The sequence below is a fragment of the Streptomyces sp. NPDC049585 genome, assembly GCF_040675615.1.
In the GTDB taxonomy this organism is placed as follows: domain Bacteria; phylum Actinomycetota; class Actinomycetes; order Streptomycetales; family Streptomycetaceae; genus Streptomyces; species Streptomyces luteosporeus.
This window is the reverse complement of record NZ_JBFAPE010000030.1, coordinates 16,404-36,720: the sequence shown is the minus strand read 5'-3', so window position 1 is coordinate 36,720 and position 20,317 is coordinate 16,404. Positions and strand designations below refer to the sequence as shown.

At 71.9% G+C, this 20,317-nt stretch carries 14 protein-coding genes; 4 read left to right on the top strand and 10 right to left on the bottom strand.

Annotated elements, in window-relative coordinates:
• Positions 1–165: 165 nt before the first annotated feature.
• Both AB0K17_RS25020 and AB0K17_RS25015 read right to left on the bottom strand, forming a co-directional pair.
• On the bottom strand, positions 166–789 hold the full coding sequence (locus AB0K17_RS25020; RefSeq protein WP_365984310.1) for a cysteine hydrolase: 624 nt from the start codon (positions 787–789) through the stop codon (positions 166–168).
• A gap of 34 nt (positions 790–823) precedes the next feature.
• Positions 824–2,077 carry an MFS transporter gene (locus AB0K17_RS25015; protein ID WP_365984308.1) on the bottom strand — a complete coding sequence of 418 codons (1,254 nt, stop codon included), beginning with the start codon at positions 2,075–2,077 and terminating at the stop codon, positions 824–826.
• A gap of 122 nt (positions 2,078–2,199) precedes the next feature.
• On the opposite strand from AB0K17_RS25015, the gene AB0K17_RS25010 reads away from it, so the two are divergent.
• Entirely contained in the window at positions 2,200–3,135 is a 936-nt protein-coding gene (locus AB0K17_RS25010) for a LysR family transcriptional regulator (RefSeq protein ID WP_365984307.1), read from the top strand.
• Between the two features lie 45 nt (positions 3,136–3,180).
• On the opposite strand, the gene AB0K17_RS25005 is transcribed toward AB0K17_RS25010, so the two are convergent.
• The 7 genes from AB0K17_RS25005 to AB0K17_RS24975 all read right to left on the bottom strand — a co-directional run bounded on the left by AB0K17_RS25005 (position 3,181) and on the right by AB0K17_RS24975 (position 15,090).
• Positions 3,181–3,723 (bottom strand): GNAT family N-acetyltransferase, encoded by a 543-nt coding sequence (locus tag AB0K17_RS25005; protein ID WP_365969819.1) that lies wholly within the window; start codon positions 3,721–3,723, stop codon positions 3,181–3,183.
• 233 nt (positions 3,724–3,956) lie between these two features.
• Positions 3,957–8,327, bottom strand: a complete 4,371-nt coding sequence (locus AB0K17_RS25000) for a caspase family protein (RefSeq protein WP_365969820.1) — start codon at positions 8,325–8,327, stop codon at positions 3,957–3,959.
• Complete coding sequence (locus tag AB0K17_RS24995) at positions 8,324–9,202, bottom strand: hypothetical protein (RefSeq protein WP_365969821.1); 879 nt, start codon at positions 9,200–9,202, stop codon at positions 8,324–8,326. Before AB0K17_RS24995 ends, AB0K17_RS25000 begins: the two co-directional genes overlap by 4 nt.
• Before the next feature lie 208 nt (positions 9,203–9,410).
• Positions 9,411–10,058, bottom strand: coding sequence for a hypothetical protein (locus AB0K17_RS24990; protein WP_365984306.1), 648 nt, complete (start codon positions 10,056–10,058; stop codon positions 9,411–9,413).
• A gap of 188 nt (positions 10,059–10,246) precedes the next feature.
• Positions 10,247–12,133 (bottom strand): transketolase, encoded by a 1,887-nt coding sequence (locus tag AB0K17_RS24985; protein ID WP_365970133.1) that lies wholly within the window; start codon positions 12,131–12,133, stop codon positions 10,247–10,249.
• Between the two features lie 174 nt (positions 12,134–12,307).
• Positions 12,308–13,678: a condensation domain-containing protein gene (locus tag AB0K17_RS24980; protein ID WP_365984318.1), complete on the bottom strand. Its 1,371-nt coding sequence runs from the start codon at positions 13,676–13,678 to the stop codon at positions 12,308–12,310.
• A gap of 53 nt (positions 13,679–13,731) precedes the next feature.
• Positions 13,732–15,090, bottom strand: coding sequence for a hypothetical protein (locus AB0K17_RS24975; RefSeq protein ID WP_365984305.1), 1,359 nt, complete (start codon positions 15,088–15,090; stop codon positions 13,732–13,734).
• Between the two features lie 240 nt (positions 15,091–15,330).
• Between AB0K17_RS24975 and AB0K17_RS24970 the strand changes: the two genes are divergently transcribed.
• From AB0K17_RS24970 to AB0K17_RS24960, 3 genes are read left to right on the top strand one after another with little or no spacing between them, the layout of a single operon-like run.
• Complete coding sequence (locus AB0K17_RS24970; RefSeq protein WP_365984304.1) at positions 15,331–16,140, top strand: class I SAM-dependent methyltransferase; 810 nt, start codon at positions 15,331–15,333, stop codon at positions 16,138–16,140.
• A gap of 26 nt (positions 16,141–16,166) precedes the next feature.
• A complete protein-coding gene (locus tag AB0K17_RS24965; RefSeq protein ID WP_365970130.1) occupies positions 16,167–16,436 on the top strand; it encodes an acyl carrier protein in 270 nt (89 codons plus the stop codon).
• Positions 16,436–17,665 carry a beta-ketoacyl-[acyl-carrier-protein] synthase family protein gene (locus tag AB0K17_RS24960; protein WP_365984303.1) on the top strand — a complete coding sequence of 410 codons (1,230 nt, stop codon included), beginning with the start codon at positions 16,436–16,438 and terminating at the stop codon, positions 17,663–17,665. Before AB0K17_RS24965 ends, AB0K17_RS24960 begins: the two co-directional genes overlap by 1 nt.
• Here the strand turns inward: AB0K17_RS24960 and AB0K17_RS24955 are convergent.
• Positions 17,607–20,303 (bottom strand): helix-turn-helix domain-containing protein, encoded by a 2,697-nt coding sequence (locus tag AB0K17_RS24955; protein ID WP_365984302.1) that lies wholly within the window; start codon positions 20,301–20,303, stop codon positions 17,607–17,609. The two genes, AB0K17_RS24960 and AB0K17_RS24955, sit on opposite strands and share 59 nt — an antisense overlap.
• Positions 20,304–20,317 lie beyond the last annotated feature (14 nt).

The window sequence follows — 20,317 nt, the reverse complement described above, 5'->3', positions numbered from 1 at the left end:
GGACGACCGTCCCTGCCTCCGCGGTGGTTTGCGCCTCGGCAGCAAACGTTCCGGATCAACCTTCCACGCCCGCAACCATGGATCAAGTCCGGTTGCAGGGCGCACAGTTGCACACACGAGAATCCATTTGGCGCCCGCGCATCATATTCCGCTTGACAATGGACCTCAATACCTCAACCCGGGAACAGCCGTTGACCCGTGCAACGCGGCGCGCAGTGCAGCGGTGTCGACGACGTGGGCCCGTGCGGGGAAGACGTGCCGGAGCAGGGCGTCGTGGGCGTCGGGGTCCGGGTCGGCGACGCCGTCGGACAGGACGTGGAGCCGGTAGTCGCGGTCCGCCGCGTCGAGGACGGTGGACAGGACGGCGCCGCTGGTACTGATGCCGCAGACCACAAGGGTGGTGATGCCGCGCTCGCGCAGCTGCCGGTCGAGGTCGGTCGTGGACATGGCGCCGTAGCGGGTCTTGCGCACGACGATGTCGCCGCTCCGGGGAGCCAGGCGCTCGTGGACGGCGGTGGCAGGGTCCTCGTGGTGCAGGACGCGGTGCTGGGCCAGCGGGGCGAAGGACTTGTTGGCGGCGGGGATCGCGTCCCAGTCGGCCTCGGTGAAGCCGACGCGTACGGAGGCGATGGTGCCGCCGTGTGCGCGCACGTCGGCGATGGCTCCTTCCACGCGACCGAGCAGGGCTTCGCGGTCCCCGCCGTCGGGCAGAGCGGCAAGGATCGCGGGTTGGCAGTCCATGACGAGAAGGGCGGTGCGGGTCGGGTCGAGTGCGGGGGCAGTGCTCACGGGAGGGCTCTCCTTGCTCACGGTGTCTCCTTGCTCAGGGTGTGGGGCTCGGGGTGCGGGCCGGTTCCGGCTCGTGCTGCGGCGTCCGGTCGTGCCGGGGCAGCAGGAGCGGGGTGGCCAGGACGAGCAGGCCCGCAACGGCGAGGGCGGTGCGTGGGCCGGTGGCGTCGGCGAGCAGCCCGCCGAGCGTGGTGAGGACGGCGATGGATGCCTGCTGGCCGATCGACCAGGCCGACAGGGTGCGGGCGACGAGGTGCTCCGGGGTGTGTTCGAGCCGGTAGGTGGCGAGCACCGGGGTGTACAGGCTCATGTTGATGATGATCGCCAGCTCGACGGCCATCACGGTGACGAGGCCGACGACGCCGGGGCGGACGAAGGCCAGGCCGATCAGCCAGACGGCACGCAGGGTGCCGACGATCCGGAAGATGCGGTGCCGGCCGTGGCGGGCGACGACGCGGCGGGCCAGCCGGGAGCCGATGAGCCCGCCGAGGCAGGGGGCGGCGAAGGCGAGGCCGTACTGCCAGGGCGGGAACCCGAGCCGGCGAAGGAGGAGCACGGCCAGCAGCGGCTCGGTGGCCATGATCAGACCGGCGACGAGCATCTGGTTGAGGTAGAGCGCCCGCAGAACGGGATGGCCCATGATGTGTCGCCAGCCGTCGAGCAGTGCGCTCGCTCGGGCCGGTCCTTTGGCGGGCTGGTGCGGCGCCTCCTCCCGACCGCGGATCGCGGTGATGCACAGCGCGGAACACAGGTAGCTGAGCGCGTCCGCCACCACCGTGGTGACCGGCCCGAACGCGCCGATCGCCGCCCCGCCCAGCGGGGGCCCGACCGCGATGGAGCTCCAGTTCGTGGACTCGAACCGCGCATTGGCCACGAGCAGGTCGTCCGGCCGGACGAGGGACTTGAGGTAGGCGCCGCTCGCCGCGCCGGACGCGATCCTGGCTGCGGCGACCACGGCCGAGATCACGAGCAGCTGGACGAAGCCGAGGCAGCCGAAGGCGTAGGCGACCGGGATCGTCGCCATGGCCGCGCACCGGGCCAGATCCGTCACGATCATGACCGGGCGTTTGCGCCGGAACTCCACCCAGGGCCCGAGCGGCACCGCGATCAGCGCGCCCACCGCGGGCCCCACCGCGGACAGCGCGGACACCTCGTCCGGGCCGGCGTGCAGCACCAGTACGGCGATCAGCGGGAGCGCCCCGAACCCCAGCCCGGACCCGTACGCGCTCACCGCGTACGCCGCCCACAGCCAGCCGAACCGCCGGCCCAACCGTCTCCTGACCACCATGCCGGCGCCCCCTGTCACAAACCGATGTTGACCAGAAAGAGCAAAGCGAGCAGCACAGCAGCAGGTCAAACAACCGTCCTGCCAGCTGTGCACAACCATTGGTTGTTCATTAGGGTGGCGGCGTGGATCTCGAAGCGGTACGCACCTTCGTCGCCGTCGCGGAAGCGGGCCAGTTCCAGAAGGCCGCCACCGACCTGTCGATCACCCAGCAGGCCGTCTCCAAGCGCATCGCCGCGCTGGAGCGCGACCTCGGCGTGCGGCTGTTCACCCGCACGCCGCGCGGCGCCGAGCCCACCATCGACGGACAGGCGTTCCTCCCCCACGCACGCGAGCTGCTGCGCACCGCCGAGCGCGCGGTCGCGTCCGTGCGCACCGGCCACCGCCCGCTGCGGGTCGACGTGATCAACTCGCGCGGCGCGGCCTCAGGCCTGATGCGCGGCTTCCACCGCGCGCACCCCGGGATCGAGCTCGACGTCCTGATGCTCTTCGACATCGAGCAGGCCGTCGCCGCCCTCCGCTCCGGTGCGATCGACGCGTCCTTCCGCGCCGTCGCCGCGCCCGGCCGGCCCCTGCCCGAGGACATCGCCTCCGCCCGGGTGCTCGACGAGCCGCTCCAGCTCCTCACCGGCCCCGCCCACGCGCTGGCGGGCGCCAGGTCGGTGACGCTCGCCGAGCTGGCCGGGCACCGGATCTGGATGCCCGGCGTCGTCCCCGGCACCGAATGGACCGCCTACTACGACGACCTCGTCGCCGAGTTCGGCCTCACCATCGAGGCGACCGGCCCCAACTTCGGCTCCGACGCCCTCCTCGACACCATCGCCGACACCCCGGCCCTGGCCACCTTCATGGGCGAGCACACCCGGCTCATCTGGCCCGCCGGCCACGGCCTGCGGCGCATCCCGGTGACCGACCCGACCCCCGTCTACCCGCACGCGCTCCTGTGGCACCGCGACAACCCCCACCCGGCGCTGGCCACCCTCCGCGCCCACCTCACCGCCACGGCGGCCGGCCACGACGCCGCCGGGACCTGGCGGCCGGGCTGGGTGATTCCGCACTGAACGCCTCGGCGGGCACCGGGCGGGCAACGCAAGCCGGGGCGGCGGTCAGAGGGGCTGGAGGACCATGAGGATCTCGTCGCGGTCGTCCCCGGGGGCGAAACGCAGGGCGCCGGGCCAGCGGCCTGTCTCCTTCCAGCCGAGCCGTCCGTAGAAGTCCTCCAGCCCAACTCCTCCGCGCGCGGCCAGCCGCAGGTGTTCGAGGCCCATGTCGTCCCGGGCCACCTGACGGGCCCGTTCGAGGAGCGCACCACCGATGCCACGCCCGCGGACGCCGGGGTGTGTCTGGACGTGATGCAGGGTGCCCCAGTGGGAGACGAGACGGAACACGTCGCGACGTATGACCAGCCAGCCCACCGCCTCCCCGTCCAGCAGGGCCACGATCAGCCGGCAGGTCTCCGGGGCGAGGCCGGCGACGACGGCGTCCAGAGCGGATGCGGCCTGCTCGGCGTCGATGGGCGGGAAGGGGAATCCGGCCGCACCGCCGGCGTTGGTGACGTCGACCCAGCAGTCGGTCAGGGCCTGACGAAGCCGGGCGTCGACCTGGTCGCCGGAGACGACCTGGCGCAGTTCGAGGGAGTCTTCGTGCACCCTCGGAGTGTGCCAGGCCACCAGCGAGGCAACCGCGAGGGGCGACCACCATCCTTGCCGACAACTCCGCCGCCCAGCACACCGAGTACATGCCGGGTGTGGCGCATCACATCTGGAGGACAAGCCGGCGCCTTGCCGAACCACCCGACCCGCGATGAGATCCCGGCTTCCTGTACGAACACAAGTGAGGCCGCTACCGTCCGCTCTCCGACATCGTGCGGGAGGCCAACTTGTCAAGGACCGCCCCGCGCCGGCGCAAGTCGCAGGCAGAGGGTGCCGCCCTTCGCGGTGACGAGTACCACCGTCGCTTCCTCCACAACAGTGAGCGACCTGATCGCCGTGCCAAGGCGGACGTATGACAGCAGACGCCCAGAGTCGGCCTCCGCCATCAGGACGCTGCCCGCACTCGTGCACACGACAGCCGCGCCGCGTCCCGCGACGGTGGTGAGCGCCAAGTGTGTGATCGGATGAGTCTCCGGCAGTCGCCACCGCCACTCGATCGAAGTGTCCAGAAAGGAGCGGACGCGAACCAGCCCCATCCCGTCTGCATGAACGACAACCGGTGTCCCGCCACACATTGCCAGGTCATATGCAGACGTGTACCTGCGGTCAGGGATGCTCGCGATCGGAGCGAAATCCGGCAGTTCGTAGACCCTGATGGCACGCGCCCGAAGGTCGTGCACGGAGAGGATCGCTCGGCGCCCCACGGCCAGCGTCCGTGCATCGAAGCAGCCGGTCAGCCGGGCCCGCCCCGCAACCCTGCCATCAAGGGTCCATGCGATGAAATGACCTCCTGAGGCCTGGCCGACGAGTAGTGGACGTCCGCCCTCTTTCGTGACCCACATGTCCGAGACGGGCGGCAGGAAGCCGCCGTGCAGACGCACGCGGCGGGGGGAGAACTCCTCGTACACCCGCACCCAGTGCAAGGCGCGCCACTGGCGCAACCACCGGTATCCGATGATCGGGAGTCCCCGGGTCCCGCAGTAGCTTGTGGCCCAGAACGAGAATCGGCCATCGGCTGCCACCGCCTCGCCGGAAGTCGGATCGAGGAGACGGTGCGATCCGGAATAAGTGCATTCAGCGAGAACCGCTCGTCCGTCGACCTGGCCCATGACCGTGCCGAAGGCCCGGTGTGCGGCGATGCTCACTCCGCTCCCTTTATTGCCCGCCTCACCTACGAGAGACAGCTCCCTCGCCTGAACGGAAGGACTGTCCTCGCGCCAGATGAGAAGAGAAGCACGATTGGTGCCGACGGGAGTTGCGGTGATGTGTGCGGACCATGGCGCCTCACAGTCAATGCTGTTGGTCCGTCTTCCCTCCCCATCAGTCACCTGTATGCCGGAACCCGAGGCGCGCACCCTGTACCTGCCGAGGTCCGTCGAGACGAAGGCAACCGGTCCCGGACCCCGGCGGACGAACCACTCGGTGACGATTCCTTGCCGGCGGATCGCCTGTGCTCGCCCAGTGATCCGCAGGCGTCCGATAGTGGATACCAGGATGCGGCCTCGTCGGACAGTCAGAGCCGTCACCTCCCGGCCGGTCAAGCGGTAGTGTGAACTGTTGCGGACACGCCAACCGTCGCGAGCGTCCACCCACCACACCGCGAGCTCCGCGCGGCCCGACCGGGACGACGCGTGGTACGAGACTCCTACTGCCGCCGTAACGACCAGGTGACCGTCCACCACTCCCATGGCAAGGTGCTGGGGATGACGTCGTCCGCTCATCCTGGCTCGGACCAATTGACTTGACTCAGGCTCCAGCTTCGAAGTCCGAAGGCGCGAGGTCAGCCTGACCAAAACGGAGCCTGTGCGCGCCTCGACCAGTTCTACAGTCCCATCGGTGTTCACCACCCCGACCACGCAGGTACCTTCGATCTCGGCGAGTGCACAATGGACGGCCCGTGTCACCAGAGGCTTGCCCAGACGGTGTCTCGTGCGCGCGTCGAAGACCTCGATGGTGCTGTCCCAACCCGGCACGTCACGGGAGTGAGCCAGCAGCCAGGCTGCCGGTTTCTCCTGGCAGGAGGCGAGCGCCAGAACGTGCGGAGAGGCAGTGGAAGGCAGTGGTCCCAGTGGGGCTCCTGTGTCGAGATCCCATAGTTCTGTCCGATTGGGTTCCTGAGCCGTAGCCATGACCCTCGTACCCGAGACGTCCAGGACCTCGACACCCCTCAAAGGGTTCGAGAACGTGCCAACAGCACGGAAGGGATCGCTGCTTGTGGGCACATCGGCCCACAACGTGTCCCAGGGAAGTTCGGGGAAGCAGCCGCGCACCGCGTCGGCGAGAACCTCATCACCGGTCTGCAGGGCCGCGAGCCGTAATTGGGCTGCTCGCACCATGAGATCGCTCTCGGTGCGCAGCACAGGTGCGCAACTCTCGTAGGAGAACCGGGCGGCTGTTGCCTGTGAGGACTTCACGTGCCGCAATGCCCGCAGAAGAGTCGACGGCTCGGCTGCCAGCAGGTAGGACGGATCGATGACGAGCTCGTCGAACAACGAGCTGCCCGTGGCGTGGCTGGCGAGGTGTGCACGTACGTACGAGTCCGCGGTCGACCACACCCGTCCTTGGCCCACGGGCGCAGGAGGTACGGTCGCCATCAGTGCCGCGGCGATGCGTGCGTTCGCGTCCGAGCCGGCGGTGGACCGTAGTTCGTCCGCGTACGACTGGTGGTAGAGGCGATAGACGGAACGGGCTTCGCCGTCCGGGCCGGTGTCCCGGCCCTCGATGATGTGAGCGCCTGCCGACTCCAGGATCCAGCGGATGTCCTGGCCGGTCACCGGGTCGGTGGTGAAGGTGGATGCAGCCGCACGCCACATTTCGCCGGGGAGCCCGGTGCCCTCCGCGTGAGCCAGGGCCGTCAGCAACGCAAGACCGCGGTCCGCGCGGGTGCGCAGCTGCTCGTGAAGTACCCACCGGAACGCTGGTCCTGCAGAGCGGTCCGGGGACTCGCTCAGAGCCGGGAGCTGCCCTTCCCAGCCGGGGCATGTCGTGTCGAGGGGCGCCGGGCGGTGGGCGAGCGATCTCGCGATGAGGCGAGCGACGAGATAATTGCCGTCGGCACGCACGGATACGGCGTCACTGACGGGTTCAGTGGTGGCCTCAGTGTAGACGCCGACGCTGCCCGGACCGTCGGGGGCAAGGAGCAGCCTGCGTGCGTACGCGGCGATGTCCCGTTCGCCGGTCCACTGCGCCTCGTCGAGATCCAAGGGGATGAACTGGTCGCCGAGGGAGTCGAGTACGTGCGGACGGGTGCCGACGAGCAGCTGCACGCAGGACAGTCGGCTCAGTGGGGCGAGCAGGAGGGCGGCGATGCGGTGCGGTTCCTCGTCGGTCCCCGCCGTGCCCGCCTCGTCGAGGGCGTCGATCACGACGACCAGGGGCTCGGCCCGGGCGGCGAGGGCGGTGGCGAGTCGCTCCGGGTCGGTCTCTGACAGGCCCGCGGCGTCTGCGATGCCCGCCGTCACGTCCTCCAGGAGCTTGTGCCGTGCGTGTACGGCGGCGTGCACCTGCCGGCGAGGGGGGACGAAGTCCTGGGCCACGTCGGGCAGCGCCGCCCGCAGCCCAGGGTCGGCGAGCAGGACGAGCCGGCCAAGGAGCGAGGACTTGCCGACGCCGCCGCGCCCTGTGACCACGACGCAGCGGCCGAGCCGCGACGACCGGGCGTCGAGCCAGGCCGTCAGCACGGCCAGCGCAGCCGCGCGGCCGGTGAAGTAGGAACCCGTGGCATCGGCGAAGACATCGGTTCCGCGGCCGCGCGGCCCGAAATGGGTGAGCAGTTCCTCACGGCGTCGCCGCCCTTCCGCGCTGGCCCAGGTGCGCTGCTCGGCGACGTCCATGTCCTCGTCCGGCATGTCCGGGGCGTAGCGGGGATTGGGGATGAAGGAAAAGCCTTCACCACTCGGGAGTGTTCCCCAGGCGGCGTGCTGATAGGGGCTGTGTGTAGCCAGGATCTCGTTGACCCGGTCCACGACCTGTTCCAGGTACAGCTTCGGCTGACGGTGCCCGCCCAGCCCCGGATCGTCGATCGCCGCGCGAAGGGCGTGGGTGAAGGCCCCGTCCTCGGCCAGCTCCTGGGAGCGAGCAGCCGCGATCACCGAGAAGGCGGTGAGGCGGTGCCCGTCGGCGGCCCGGGTGGTGCTGAGCCGGATGCCGAGATCGCAGGCCAGTGAACGTGCGGCGTCGATGCCGCCCTGTGCCGCGTAGCACGTGTCGATGATCAGCAGGAGCCGCCGGACGCCGCCTTCGCTGACGATCCGCACGACGTCCTCGGTGGCCACGGCAGTGCCCGTGAGCTGGTTGCTACAGCTGTCTCGGCACATCAGATAGTGACGTTCGTGGCTGAGCTCTCCGTGGCCGCTGTAATAAAGGACGAGTGCGTCGTCCGTCCGGTCCTCGGCTGCGGCCCAGGCGGACAGGCCGGTGCGGAATTCGGCGCTGGTCCTGTCCAGCAACGGCGGCTCGGTCTCGTAGCCCAGAGCGCCGAAGAGGCCGCTGACCACTTCGATGTCTGAGCGCACGCCTCGAAGTTCCGGTTGGTGGTCGTAGGTCGCCGTTCCGCCGATGAAGAGCGTGTGGCGTATGCCTTGCTGTGCCCCTCGGGTCACGAGGCCACCCGCAGAGCCTCCGCGATGGCCGTGCCCGTCTCCACCGCGGTGAGGTGGGGTTCGATGGCGTGGGCTTGCCGGCCGTTGTCGATCATGAGGTCCCGTATGACGAAGTCGGCGTCGCCGAATAGTGGGGCGAGCCGTTTGGCGAGGGCGACAACGTCGTGACGGTCACACAGGTTGGTCCAAGTCCCCACTCCGGCGGGCCACATGCCCCGCCCCGAGCGTGGTGCGGGTGACAAGCGGTCGAAGACCAGCTTGGGAATGCCCAGGGGGGACCCCAGGGTCACGAAGGAATGCACCGGCCATTCCGGATGAGCGCACAGGGCCTCGTAGGCGATGACCGAGCCGAGTGAGTGGCCGACGAGGACTCTGGTGTCCGCCGTTACGGCAGCGGCAATCTCCTTCTGGACGTGCTCGCGGACGTCGGGCGAGGTGAGGTAGGCGCGCACCTGTTTGAGCACCCCGATGAGAAACCTGTCGGCCACGCGTGCAAAGCCACGGGAATTGCTGAGTGCGTGCAAGCCACGTTGCACGCTCTGCGGCACCGCGGCCTTGCTGGTGCCTGTCGCTGCGGGCGGCGGAACCAGGTCCGGCTCGATGCGATGCGCCTCTGCCCACCAGGCAAGGAGCAGTTCCACCTCGAACGGATCCGTGACGTCGCGGTAGGTGTAGGACGGTTCGCCCTTGGTCGGTGCGGAACCTGGCGGGCGGAACAGGTGACCGTAAAAGGCGACGCGTACGCTCTCCGGAGCTACGTGCGTGACACCAGCGCGGCTCAAACCGTCCAAAAGTGCGGTGGACACCGACGTGTGCAGCGAATGGGCACCCGAGTACTGCTTGCCGATGCCGTGCACCACCACGATTGCTGCCATGGTTCCTCCCCCAGTTCCGTGGCCGCGATGGTACCGGGGCGGGCGCGAAGGAGGTGAAGAGCACGGGCACGTCCGCATCGACCCTGCCGGGCCGGCTGAGTGCCCGCTGTACGGACTGCCGGGCCCGGACTGTTCCGGTCAACGAGCTCGGACGGCGCACGGGCCACGGAAAGCCGCCCTCCGGCGCCCGGAGATGGGAGTCAGAAGACTACGTGCTCCTCACCACCGGCGCGCCGACGACCTGCGCTAGCGCGGACGTCACCGGCCCCGGACGACGAGGTCCGCTCGTACGGACAGCGCGGTGGACGCCAGACAGTACCCCTCGACGGTGTACCAGCGGCGATCCACGTCTCGCGCCGCGGGTCGCGTCCCCGGGCGTGCAAGCGGCGCAGGCACACCGCGTCCGGGTGTCCACGAGGACGACCAGGTCGTAGCAGACGGGCAGCTCCGGGCGGGCGGTGAGCACGCCCTCGACGACCACCGTCCCGTGGGGCTGGAGGGGGCGCGGGCTGCCAGGTGGCACGGTGTTCGCCGCTGCGTCGTACCGCTCGTAGGCCACCGGCCACCCCGTGAGGGGTGCGAGGACCTGGTTGCGCAGCCGTGGCCAGTCGAAATAGCCGCGGTAGTCCTCGACCGTGTCCAGCGAGAACCGCTGGTCGTCGGGCGTCGGCTGCAGGAAGTCGTCCCCGTGGACGACCGCCGCACAGTCCGGCCCTCCCAAGTGTTCGGCCCGGAGGGCTGCCAGCGTCGTCTTCCCGTCCCCGGCCCTGCCGTTCAGCGCGATCAGGGCGCAGCCGTTGCCCACCTCCCGGCCGACAAGCGCCCGGCCGGCGACCGCCCGGGCGATCCGCTCCATTTCTTTCCCGATGCCACATGGCAGGCCGCTCCCCTGCTCTGCTCCCCCTACGCCTGGCGGGCAGTCGGCTCACCGCACGCAGTCGGCGTCGCGGCCGGCAAGGGTCCGGGCGATGCGGGGCAGGTGGTCGTCTCGGGCGTCTGCCCTCGAACGCCGTCCCGTCGCCGGCTGCCGGTACGCGGCACGGCCTAGCCGCCATCGGCAAGACCGCGTGCGGCCCGGGCAATGTGCGTGCGGGAGATACCGGCCTCGTCGAGGAGTTCGGCCGTCGTTCCGGAGCCGGGCAGGACCGTGACGGCGAGGTGGGCGACCGCGGGAGCGAGACGCTCGGCCGAAAGTGCCGACAGGGCGGACAGGACGGCTTCGCCGATGCCGCCCTCGGGGTGGTGGTCCTCGGCGATGACGAGCGCACCGGTCTCCCGGGCTGCGCGGGCCAGCGTCGCGGCGTCGACGGGTTTGACGCAGTACAGGTCGACAACGCGGGCGTGGATGCCGTCGGCAGCCAACTGGTCGGCGGCGGCGAGGCATTCGTGGAGGGTGACGCCGGCGCCGACGAGGGTGACCGCGTCGTGGTCGCTGCTGCGCAGGGTCTTGGAACCGCCGACGGGGAAGTCCTCGTCGGGGGCGTACAGGACGGGGTAGGCGCCCCGCGTGGTGCGCAGGTAGGAGATGCCGGGCAGGTCTGCCATGGCGGAGGTCAGGGCCGTGGCGGAGGTGGCGTCGCTCGGGTACAGCACGGTGGAGCCGTGGACGGCCCGCATCATGGCGAGGTCCTCCAGGCCCATCTGGGAGGGGCCGTCGGCGCCGATCTCCACGCCGCAGTGGGAGCCGCACAGGGCCATGGTGGCCTGGGAGACCGCTGCCATGCGGATGAAGTCGTGCGCACGGGTGAGGAAGGCGGCGAAGGTGGCGGCGTACGGGCGGTAGCCGCGTACGCCCATGGCGACGGCCGTGGCGATCATCTGCTGTTCGGCGATGTAGGTCTCGAAGTAGCGCTCCGGGTGGGCCTTCTTGAAGTCCTCGGTGTGGGTGGAGTTGCCGACCTCCGCGTCGAGGACGACGACGTCGGGGCGGGCGCCGAGGGCGGCCAGGGTTTTGCCGAAGGCGCTGCGCGTGGCCACGTCCTTGCCGGTGTCGTAGCGGGGCAGCTCGACGGGGCGGGCGGCCGGGCGTGTGGCCGGTGCACCGGCGGGTGGCCGGGGGCCGCGGACGGACAGGTTGCGGAGGCCACCGAGTTCGGCGACGGCCCGCTCCGCGAGGTCCTCGGGCAGGGGCTTGCCGTGCCAGCCGTTCTGGTCGGCGACCTCGCTGACGCCCCGGCCCTTGACGGTGCGGGCCAGGACGACGGTGGGGGCCTGGTCGTCCGCAGCGGTGGCGAGAGCCTTGTCGACGGCGCCGAGGTCGTGCCCGTCGATCGTGATCGCGCGGCAGCCGAACGCCTCGGCGCGGCGGGCGTACGCGCCGGTGTCCCACCCCAGCTCGGTGGGGCCGCACTGGCCCAGCCGGTTGACGTCGACGACGGCGACGAAGTTGGCCAGCCGGTGCCGGCCGGCCTTGTCGAGCGCCTCCCAGACCGACCCCTCGGCCATCTCGCTGTCACCGCACAGCGTCCACACGCGGTACGGCTGCCGTTCCAGCTCGCGCCCGGCCAGGGCGATGCCGACGGCGTAGGCGATGCCCTGGCCCAGGGAGCCGGTGGCCACGTCCACCCAGGGCAGCACCGGGGTCGGATGCCCCTGCAGCCGGGAGCCGAAGCGGCGGTAGGTGTCCAGCAGCTCGTCCTCGCCGACGACGCCGGCGGCACGGAACATCGCGTACAGCAGGGGCGAGGCGTGCCCCTTGGAGAAGACCAGATGGTCGTTGGCCGGGTTGTCGGGGTCGTCCCAGTCGTAGCGCAGGTGCCGGGCCATCAGGACGGCCATCAGGTCGGCCGCCGACAGACTGGAGGTGGGATGCCCGGACCCGGCCGCGGTGCTGGCGCGGACGGAGTCCACCCGCAGCTGCTGCGCCAGCTCGAAGACCTGGGCCAGGTCGGTGTCGGGACCGAGCCGCTCGGTCGGGGCGTGGGCCGTCATACGTCGCTCCCGTTCTCGCCTGCTGCTGCGCCTGTGCTCCCGCGCCGTGCCGCTGCTGCGTCCATCCTCGCGGCTCGGCGCTCCCCCGGCGGCGGTGAGGGGGCCGGACGAGTGACGGGGGGACGCCATTCGTGCAGCGGCAGCGACCGCACCGGGCGCAGCCCGTGGTGGAGGTCAGCGGGCGCCGTGCGAGCCCGTCGCCGCGGAGAGCATGATCTCCCTGACCCGGTCCAGGTACTTCGGCACGCCCGCGGCGGCCTGCGGGGTGTCCGGCATGCTGACCACCAGGTCGGCCCGGTCGGGGAACCAGTTGAGCCACAGCGACACACCGCTGGCGTTGTCGGGTCCGGTCAGGACCGTCGCGTCCGCGTCGAGATAGTCGCGGGCGCCCGGTGCGGAGCGTCCGTCCACGTAGGACGCCATGGGCGGGATGGCGGGGGTCTCGCCGTCCTCGACGAGCAGGTCGAGCGCCCGGTGCAGGGGCACGTCGTACCCTTCGCGGGCCCGCTGGAAGCCCTGCTGCGCGGCGGCGATCGCGCCGGCGAGGTCCGGTGAGGCGGGCAGGCGGAACAGCAGGGGTGCGAGGTTGACCAGCCAGCCGTGCACGCGCAGCAGCCGGGGGTAGGCCCTGGTCGACACGGCGGTCAGGACGCGGTAGGTGTCGTTGCCGGTGAACTCCTCCTGGGCGAGGGCCAGCGCGGCGAAGAAGCCCGCGGCCAGGCCGCCGCCGTGCCGGGCACAGGTGGCGCGGAACGCGCGTGCCTCCTCCCCGGTGAACACCGGGTACTCCAGGCGCGTGGCGGGCAGCAGTTCGCCGGCGTCGTTGCCGAGGTCGACGGGGAAGGCGGGGAAGCCGCCGTCCTTGACGGCCAGGAACTCCGACCATGCGGCGAGCTCCGGCGCACCCTTCGTCAGCGACGCCGAGCGCTGGTGCTCGCGGCGGTTGAGGTCCAGGTAGCCGGGGGCCGGCGGCAGGTCGACCGGGGTTGCGGAGCGCGCCGCGCGGTAGCGGATGCGGAGCTCGTGGAACAGCAGGGTCAGGGAGTGTCCGTCGGTGTAGGCGTGGTCGATCGCGAAGTACACCGTGGACGTCGTCGCGCGGCGGATCACTCCGGCCAGCAGGCCCAGGCCGTTCACCGAGGTCTTCTCGTCGATCCGCCGGTGCAGACGGGCCCGCAGGTCGGCCGTGTCCGGGAAGTCGCCAACGCGCGCCGGGTGCACGGTGAGGGAGTCGGGCGGTATGCGGAACCCGGTGAAGGTGTCGCCGTCCGGCGCATACCAGGTGTGGAACGCCTCGTGCCGGCGCACCAGCCCCTGCCACGCCTCGGTGAGGGCGTCGAGGTCCGCGCGGCCCGGCAGGTCGAACGTCATGGCCACCCAGGGCGACTGCTGCCGACCGGCAATGCGGTGGGCGGCCGCCAGCTGCAGGTGCGCCCGCTGGAAGTGCGAGGCGGGTACGTCGTGCGGTTCGGGTGCCCGGTCGGTGGTCAGTTCGAACTCGGTCACCTCGCCCGGCTCGGGCCGCCAGTCGACGATCTGGGTCATGCGCACGGTGGGGTCTCCTTTTTTCCCTCGGGTGATACGAGATAGCGCGGGGGTCAGGCGGGCGCCGGCACCGCTTCGGCACGGTGACCCTGCACAACGCGATCTGCGGCGTGCGCGGCGGCGAGGACGAAGCGTCCGACGTTCGCCCGTGCCACGGCCGTGTCGGGGAAGCGCGTCGACAGGTGGACGCCGCGTTCGCTCCTGGTCAGCCACACGTACACCTCGGCCGGGCCGTGGATCCGGCTGCGCAGCATCACGTCCTCGGGCCGGGGCCGGGTGCCCGTCACCCGACGCACGTCGAGGTAGGAGACGACGAACCGGGGGTGGATCGGCTTGCGCAGCATGCGGCTGATGTGGGGCAGTGAGCTGCCCGGCCCCGGTGCGCGCCGGCGCAGTTCGGCGGCGGCGGGGGCGACGGTGTCGGCGAAGGCCGCTCCGGGGGCCGCCGGGATCCGTACGGGGTGCAGGCCGACGAACCAGCCCGGGGCCGCCCGCCACGCTTCTGGCCGGGTGTTGGCGAGACTGATCAAGGACAGCTGCCGTCCGCCCGTGACCTCGGCCGAGGCGAGCGCCAGGCAGGCGAGCAGTCCGGCGGCGGTCGTGCCTCCGGCGGCGCGGGAGGCGGTGGCGAAGCTGGTGGCGGCAGGCCCGTCGAGCAGCCAGTGGTAGCCGCTCGTCTGCGGGAGCGGCGTTTCGGGCGCGCCGAGCGGCAGGGGGAAGGCGGGGGTACGGCCGCGCGGGTCGGTGGGCAGGGCCCGCCAGGGGGCGGTGCGGTCGGGTTCCGCCGACAGCCGGTCCAGGAGTTGCGGCTCCTCGGCCCCGTAGTCCAGGAAGGTCGGCCGGGGCGTGGGCCCGGTGCGGCCGGCCAGGGCGTCGCGGATCTCCCCCGGGATCATGGCGAGCGTACAGCCGTCCATGACGCCGTGGTCGGCGCCGACGAACACCGTCACGCCGTCCGCGCCGTCGACCGTGGCGAAGAGCACCGGCGGCCAGCCGAGCGGTCCGGTGCCGCGGTCGAAGAAGGCTTCGATCTGCCGCCCGACCGAGGCCCCGTCGGCGAAGTCGCCGACGTCCTGCCGCAGCAGGGTGACGGCGCTGCCGGGGAGCGTGCGGCGCACGCAGCCTCCGGGGGCCGGGATCAGGGCGCTGCGCAGGTGCTCGTGTGCGCGCAGCCAGGCCGAGAAGGCGGCCGCGATCCGCTCCGGGTCGCACCGGCCCACACGGAAGGACACCCCGATCCATGCCGGAGCCACGTGCCGCGGCCCGTGGGCGGCCGCCGCCCGCACGTGGTGCTCGTGGACGAGGGCGGGCGCCCGGGGGTCGTCCGCCCAGTCAGCGTCCGGGGCGGACGGCGTCCACAACGCCAACCGGCCGGCGGGAACGCCGCTGTCTCCCAATTCCGTGAATTCCACTGGAATTTCTTCTCCCTATGACACCTCATGACGTCTCATGACGCCTCGATACGGCTGGCGGAAGCTAACCGATCACGATGAAACAAAGATGAAGGGAGGTGTTTTCGCTGATCACGAGCATGGTGGTGCGGAATCGGAGAACATCGCGCTTGTTGCTGTCCGATCACGCTGCTAGCGTCGGCGCCCGTCATTCACTCCGCATTCCGTCATTTCCATGACCGTGTCGACGGAGGTCGATTCATGAACGTACGCACAGGCACGCCTTCCACGGATTACGCGATGCTGCGCCGCGACCCTGAATACGCCGGGTTGAACCGCGCGCTGCTCGATCTGGTCCCGGTCGGCTCGGGGCCGGCCGTGCTCGATCTGGGGTGCGGCGACGGGGCCGTCAGCGAGCAACTGCTGCTGCGCGATGCGGCGATGTCGCTGGTCGGCGTCGATCCGGACGCGGCTCTGCTGGATGCGGCGCGGGCCCGGCTGGGCGAGCGGGCGCGGTTCGTCGAGGGTGACGCGTCCGCCGTCGCCCGGCTGTTCCGCCCGGGTGTCTTCGACGTCGTCGTGCTGGCCAACTGCATTCATCTCGTCCCGGACCTCGCCGAGGCGCTCGATGCGATCGGCGAGGTCCTCGGGGGCGGCGGCCGCCTGGTGTTCAACTCGGCCTTCTACGCGGGCGCCGAGTCGGGGGCCGACCTGCCCCGGTACGCCGAGCTGGTCGCCGGCGCCCGCCGCGCCGCCCGGGAGCGCGGGCTGCCCCTGACCCGGTCGGCCGCCGGCCGGCCCCCGGGGCTGCGCAGGACCGCCGGGGACTACCGAGCAGCGCTCGTCGGTGCCGGGTTCACCGATGTCGCCACCGCCGAGCGGGAATTCACCCTCGGCCCGCGTTTTCTCACCGCACTGTGCTCGACTCCGATGTTCGCCACGGCCGCGCTGCCCGGCATCGACCGGCACACCGCCGCGGAACTGCTCACCGCCTCGCTGGAAAAGCAGTACGAGCGCGCCCCGTTCACCATCACACGGCGCTGCGTGTACTTCTCCGCCACCCGGCCGTAACCACCGGACGAAAGGAAGAATTTCTCATGACCGAGGTACTGGACGTCGTCACCCGGGTCATCACCGGCATCCGCCCGGACCTGGGCGGCCCCGGAGCGGCCGTCACCCGCGATGCCGCCCTGTTCTACGCCACCGATCCCGGGCAGCCGGTGCTGGGGCTGGACTCCATGGAGGCACTGGAGCTGATCTCCGCGCTGGAGCGGGAGTTCGGCATCGAGCTGGCGGACACGGACATCCGGATCGCATCCTTGCGCACCGTCGGGGACGTCGTCGACGCGATGGCGGCGGCCCGGTGATGCACGCGGCGGCGCGCAGCCGCGTGCTGGTGACCGGCATCGGCGTGGAGTCGTGCGCGGGTGACACGCCGGACGAGCTGTGGGACGCCCTGGCCACGGGGCGCTCGGCGATCTCGGCGCTGGATCTCGACGAACCGCTGCCGTGCCGGGTCGGCGGGGTGATCAGCGGGTTCGACCCCCGCCAGTACATGTCCGTCCCCCAGGTCCGCCGCACCTCGCGCTTCCAGCAACTGCTGTTCGCCGCGGCGCTGAAGGCCCGGCAGGACGCGGGGCTGCGCACGGCCCCGGGGGCCCTGTACGTCGGTACCGGCGGTGGCGGGCTCGACGAGACCGCCCGACAGGTGACGCTTCTGCGCGCGAGCGGGTGGTCGCGGATGGACCGGCTCGGGCTGCTGCGGCTGCTGCCCAACCAGGCCGCCGGGCTCGTCGCCCAGGAGCTGGGCATCACCGGCCCGGTGCTCACTCTCTCCACCGCCTGCGCGTCCTCGACGGACGCCATCGGAGCCGGTCTGCGCGCCATACGGGACGGCATCGCCGACATCGTCCTCGTCGGCGGGGTGGAGAGCTGGCTGGACGTGCCGGCCCTGGCGTCGTTCTGTCTGCTGGACGCGCTCTCGCAGCGGCCCGCCGCACAGGCGGCGGCCGCGTCCCGGCCGTTCGACCGGGACCGCGACGGCATGGTGCCCGCCGAGGGCGCCGCCGTGCTCGTCCTGGAGTCCGAGCGGTCCGCGCTGCGGCGCGGCGCGACCGTGCACGGCGAGGTGCTGGGCGCCGCGTCCACCTGCGACGCCCATCACCCCGTGGCGCCCCGGCCGGACGGCGCGGTGGCGGCCAGGACGATCGAGCTGGCCTGCGCCGACGCCGGTCTGGAGACCGCCGCCGTGGACCTGATCAGCGCGCACGGGACCTCGACGCCGCTCAACGACCGGACCGAGACGGCGGCCATCAAGCGCGCGTTCGGCCCGCACGCGCGGCAGGTGGCGATCACCGCACCCAAGTCGGTCATCGGTCACGCGTGCGGCGCATGCGGGATCATCGAGAGCGTCGGCGTGCTGCGGGCCATGCAGGACAAGTACGTACCGCCCACGGCGAACCTGGACAACCCCGACCCGGACTGCGACCTGGACTACACCCCGCTCGTGGGCCGGTCCGCCGTGATCAACGTGGCCGTCAAGCAGAACTTCGGTTTCGGCGGCCAGAACTCGGCGGTGGTGTTCGGGTCCGCGTGAGGGCACCGTCGTCGAGGGCACCGTCGTCGAGGGCACCGTCGTCGAGGGGGCGCGGCGCCGCCCGGCCGCTCGGGCCACCGGCGGCGCGGCGTTCCCGGTGGGTGCGGCGTTCGCGGTACGTACGGGCGAGGTGGTCCTGCAGGCGGGCGTGGCGGAACTGGTAGACCGCACCGCTCTGGCGGAGCACGCCCCGCTGATAGGCGTCCTCCAGGAAGGCGACGACGGACCAGGGAAGCCGGCCGGTCAGGGGCAGCCAGATCCGCGAGAAGACCGCCCACTGGCCCCAGGCGGTCAGGGCCAGGCCATAGCCCAGGGCGCCGCAGAGCCCGCTGATGAGGCCGAGTTTCAAAGAGGCCTCGGTGTTCCAGACGAGCGGGCCCAGGAGCATGGACAGGGGCCGGACGGCCACCGCGGACCCGACGCCGGCCAGGAGCCCGAAGGCGGGGACCCACACCAGGACCTGGGCGATGGCCGTCCGGCGGTTCGTGCGCAGCAGGCCGGCCGGGTTGACGGCGGACCGGATGTCGAGAGGGGTGGCGAGGAGGGTCAGCAGCCCGAGGGTGGGACCGCCGCCCAGGGCGAAGACGAACCCGAAGAACGTGGCGTCGTAGAGGCCGAAGTACAGCATGCTCAGGGGCCCGGTGCCGTAGACGAGGCCCTTGAGCACGCCGTGCTCGAAGCCGTAGCCGAGGCCGAAGACGAGCCCGCACAGGAAACCGACGGCGGTGCGCAGCAGGATTCTGCGCCCGGGCGGGCCGGTTCCGCCGAACACCCTCATGCGCACGCCCGACGGCGCCACCGCCGTGTTCCTGCCCGCGACCATGAACCAGTGGGCCAGCGCGCAGATCAGCGCGGAGAGCAGCCCCGTCATCAGCCCTTCCACGATCTGGAAGCTCAGCGGGTCGAAGAGGGTGCCGACGACGCAGTCGACGAGCCCGACGACCAGGCCGGTCACCAGCGCGGTCACCACGGTGCGCGCGGCGCGGCCCAGCCCCGAGCCGAGCCGCCACCACTCCAGGTCGGGTGTGTCGAGCCGGGTCAGGTGGTGGGCGAGGTAGCCGAGCCAGTACTGGGCGCGTTGCGCATCGAAGGCGCGGCGCCGGCCGCCGGCCGGGCGGTGCTCCGCACGGAGGCGGTAGGCGGAGGCCGTGAAGGTGTCGAGGAGGTGCTCCTCCAGCTCGGCGGGGCCGCCGAACCGGCCGGTGTCCAGCAGCACGGCCGGATCCCGGCCCGGGGTGTCGCTGTAGACGGCGCGGGCGAGCGTGACCATCAGCGGAGTGGTCAGCACCGCGGCGAGGTGGGTGGCGCCGCGGCTTCGCGGCCGCGCGCGCAGTGCGCTCAGCACGGGCTCCCACGCGGTCGTCGCGGCGTCCCCGCCGCGGGCTTTGCGGGCGGTGCGGGGCAGGTAGTCGGCCAGGTCCTCCGGGGCGAGGTCCGTCAGCTCGACGGCGGCGGCCGAGGTGAGCACGTCGGTCTCGGCGACCGCCGTGGCGTACTCGGCCGGACGGCTCGTCAGCAGCAGCGGCAGCGTGGTGGCGTTGAGCGCCTCCAGCGCGGGGCGGTGCAGCCCGCCGGCGATCTCGTCGAAGCCGTCCAGCACGGGGAGCACCCGGCCGGCCTCGACCAGCGCGGCGGCCAGGCTCGGTCCACCGGGCGCCGGGCCGGCGAGACCGGGGTGGTCGCGAACCAGCTGTGCGGTGAGCCAGTCCCGGAACGTGATGGCGGTGGGGTCCCACGCGCCGATACTGAAGATCACCGCCACGGGGTCGGTACGGGTCCGCGAGGCGGTGTGGTCCAGGACGAAGCGCGTGGTGAGGACGGACTTCCCGGAACCGGGCCGGCCCAGCACCACCAGCCGCCCCGAGGGGATCCGGCGGTGGATGTCCACGATGTGGTCCAGCCGACCGCCGAGGTCCAGCGGCCTTGGGGCGGCCCCGGCGGGCAGGCGGCGGATGTTGGCCCAGTGGTCGGTCAGTTCGTCGGACGCCGGCCGCCAGCGCACCGGCAGCGGGTACGGGTCGTGCACCTGCCGCTGCTCCTCCTCGCGCCGCCAACGGGCGGCGACCGCGTGGGCGAGCTGGTCGGCGACGTCGGCCAGGGTGTCGTACAACGGCGAGACGGGCCGGGGGACGGCGGCCGGTCCGGCCGGTCCGGCCGGTCCGGCCGGTCCGGCCGGAAGCAGCCGGTCCATGGCCGGTTCGACCGGAAACCCCTGCCCGGTGGCCGGTCCCGGAAGCAGCCGGTCCATGGCCGGTGCCGGGACGGCCTGACCGGTGGCCGGTCCGGTCGGGACGGCCTGCCCGGCGGCCGGCTCGTCCCAAAGAATCCGCCCGGCGGCCGATCCGGCCGCAACGGCCTGCCCGGTGGCCGGTGGGGCGTCGCCGGGCGGGTCGTCGGGCCGGGCCGCGTGCCCGCTCCGGCGGACGGCGGCCGCCAGCAGCTCCTCGCGTTCGGCCGGCGCCAGCCCGAGCGCGTCGGCCAGCAGCCGCACCGTGGTCACCCGGGGGTCGGCGCGCTCGCCGGTCTCCAGCCCCCGGATGGTGCGCACTCCCACTCCGGCGCGTTCCGCCAGCACCTCCTGCGTCATGCCCGCGTCGCGCCGCAGCCGCCGTAACAGCGTGCTGAACTCACTGGCCACAGGTCAGGGCCTCC

Coding starts and splice junctions, on each gene's coding strand:
- AB0K17_RS24990 (WP_365984306.1), bottom strand. CDS start 10,058: ATGGAGCGGATCGCCCGGGCGGTCGCCGGCCGGGCGCTTGTCGGCCGG.
- AB0K17_RS24960 (WP_365984303.1), top strand. CDS start 16,436: ATGCACGCGGCGGCGCGCAGCCGCGTGCTGGTGACCGGCATCGGCGTG.
- AB0K17_RS24985 (WP_365970133.1), bottom strand. CDS start 12,133: ATGACGGCCCACGCCCCGACCGAGCGGCTCGGTCCCGACACCGACCTG.
- AB0K17_RS25015 (WP_365984308.1), bottom strand. CDS start 2,077: ATGGTGGTCAGGAGACGGTTGGGCCGGCGGTTCGGCTGGCTGTGGGCG.
- AB0K17_RS24970 (WP_365984304.1), top strand. CDS start 15,331: ATGAACGTACGCACAGGCACGCCTTCCACGGATTACGCGATGCTGCGC.
- AB0K17_RS24995 (WP_365969821.1), bottom strand. CDS start 9,202: ATGGCAGCAATCGTGGTGGTGCACGGCATCGGCAAGCAGTACTCGGGT.
- AB0K17_RS24965 (WP_365970130.1), top strand. CDS start 16,167: ATGACCGAGGTACTGGACGTCGTCACCCGGGTCATCACCGGCATCCGC.
- AB0K17_RS24980 (WP_365984318.1), bottom strand. CDS start 13,678: ATGACCCAGATCGTCGACTGGCGGCCCGAGCCGGGCGAGGTGACCGAG.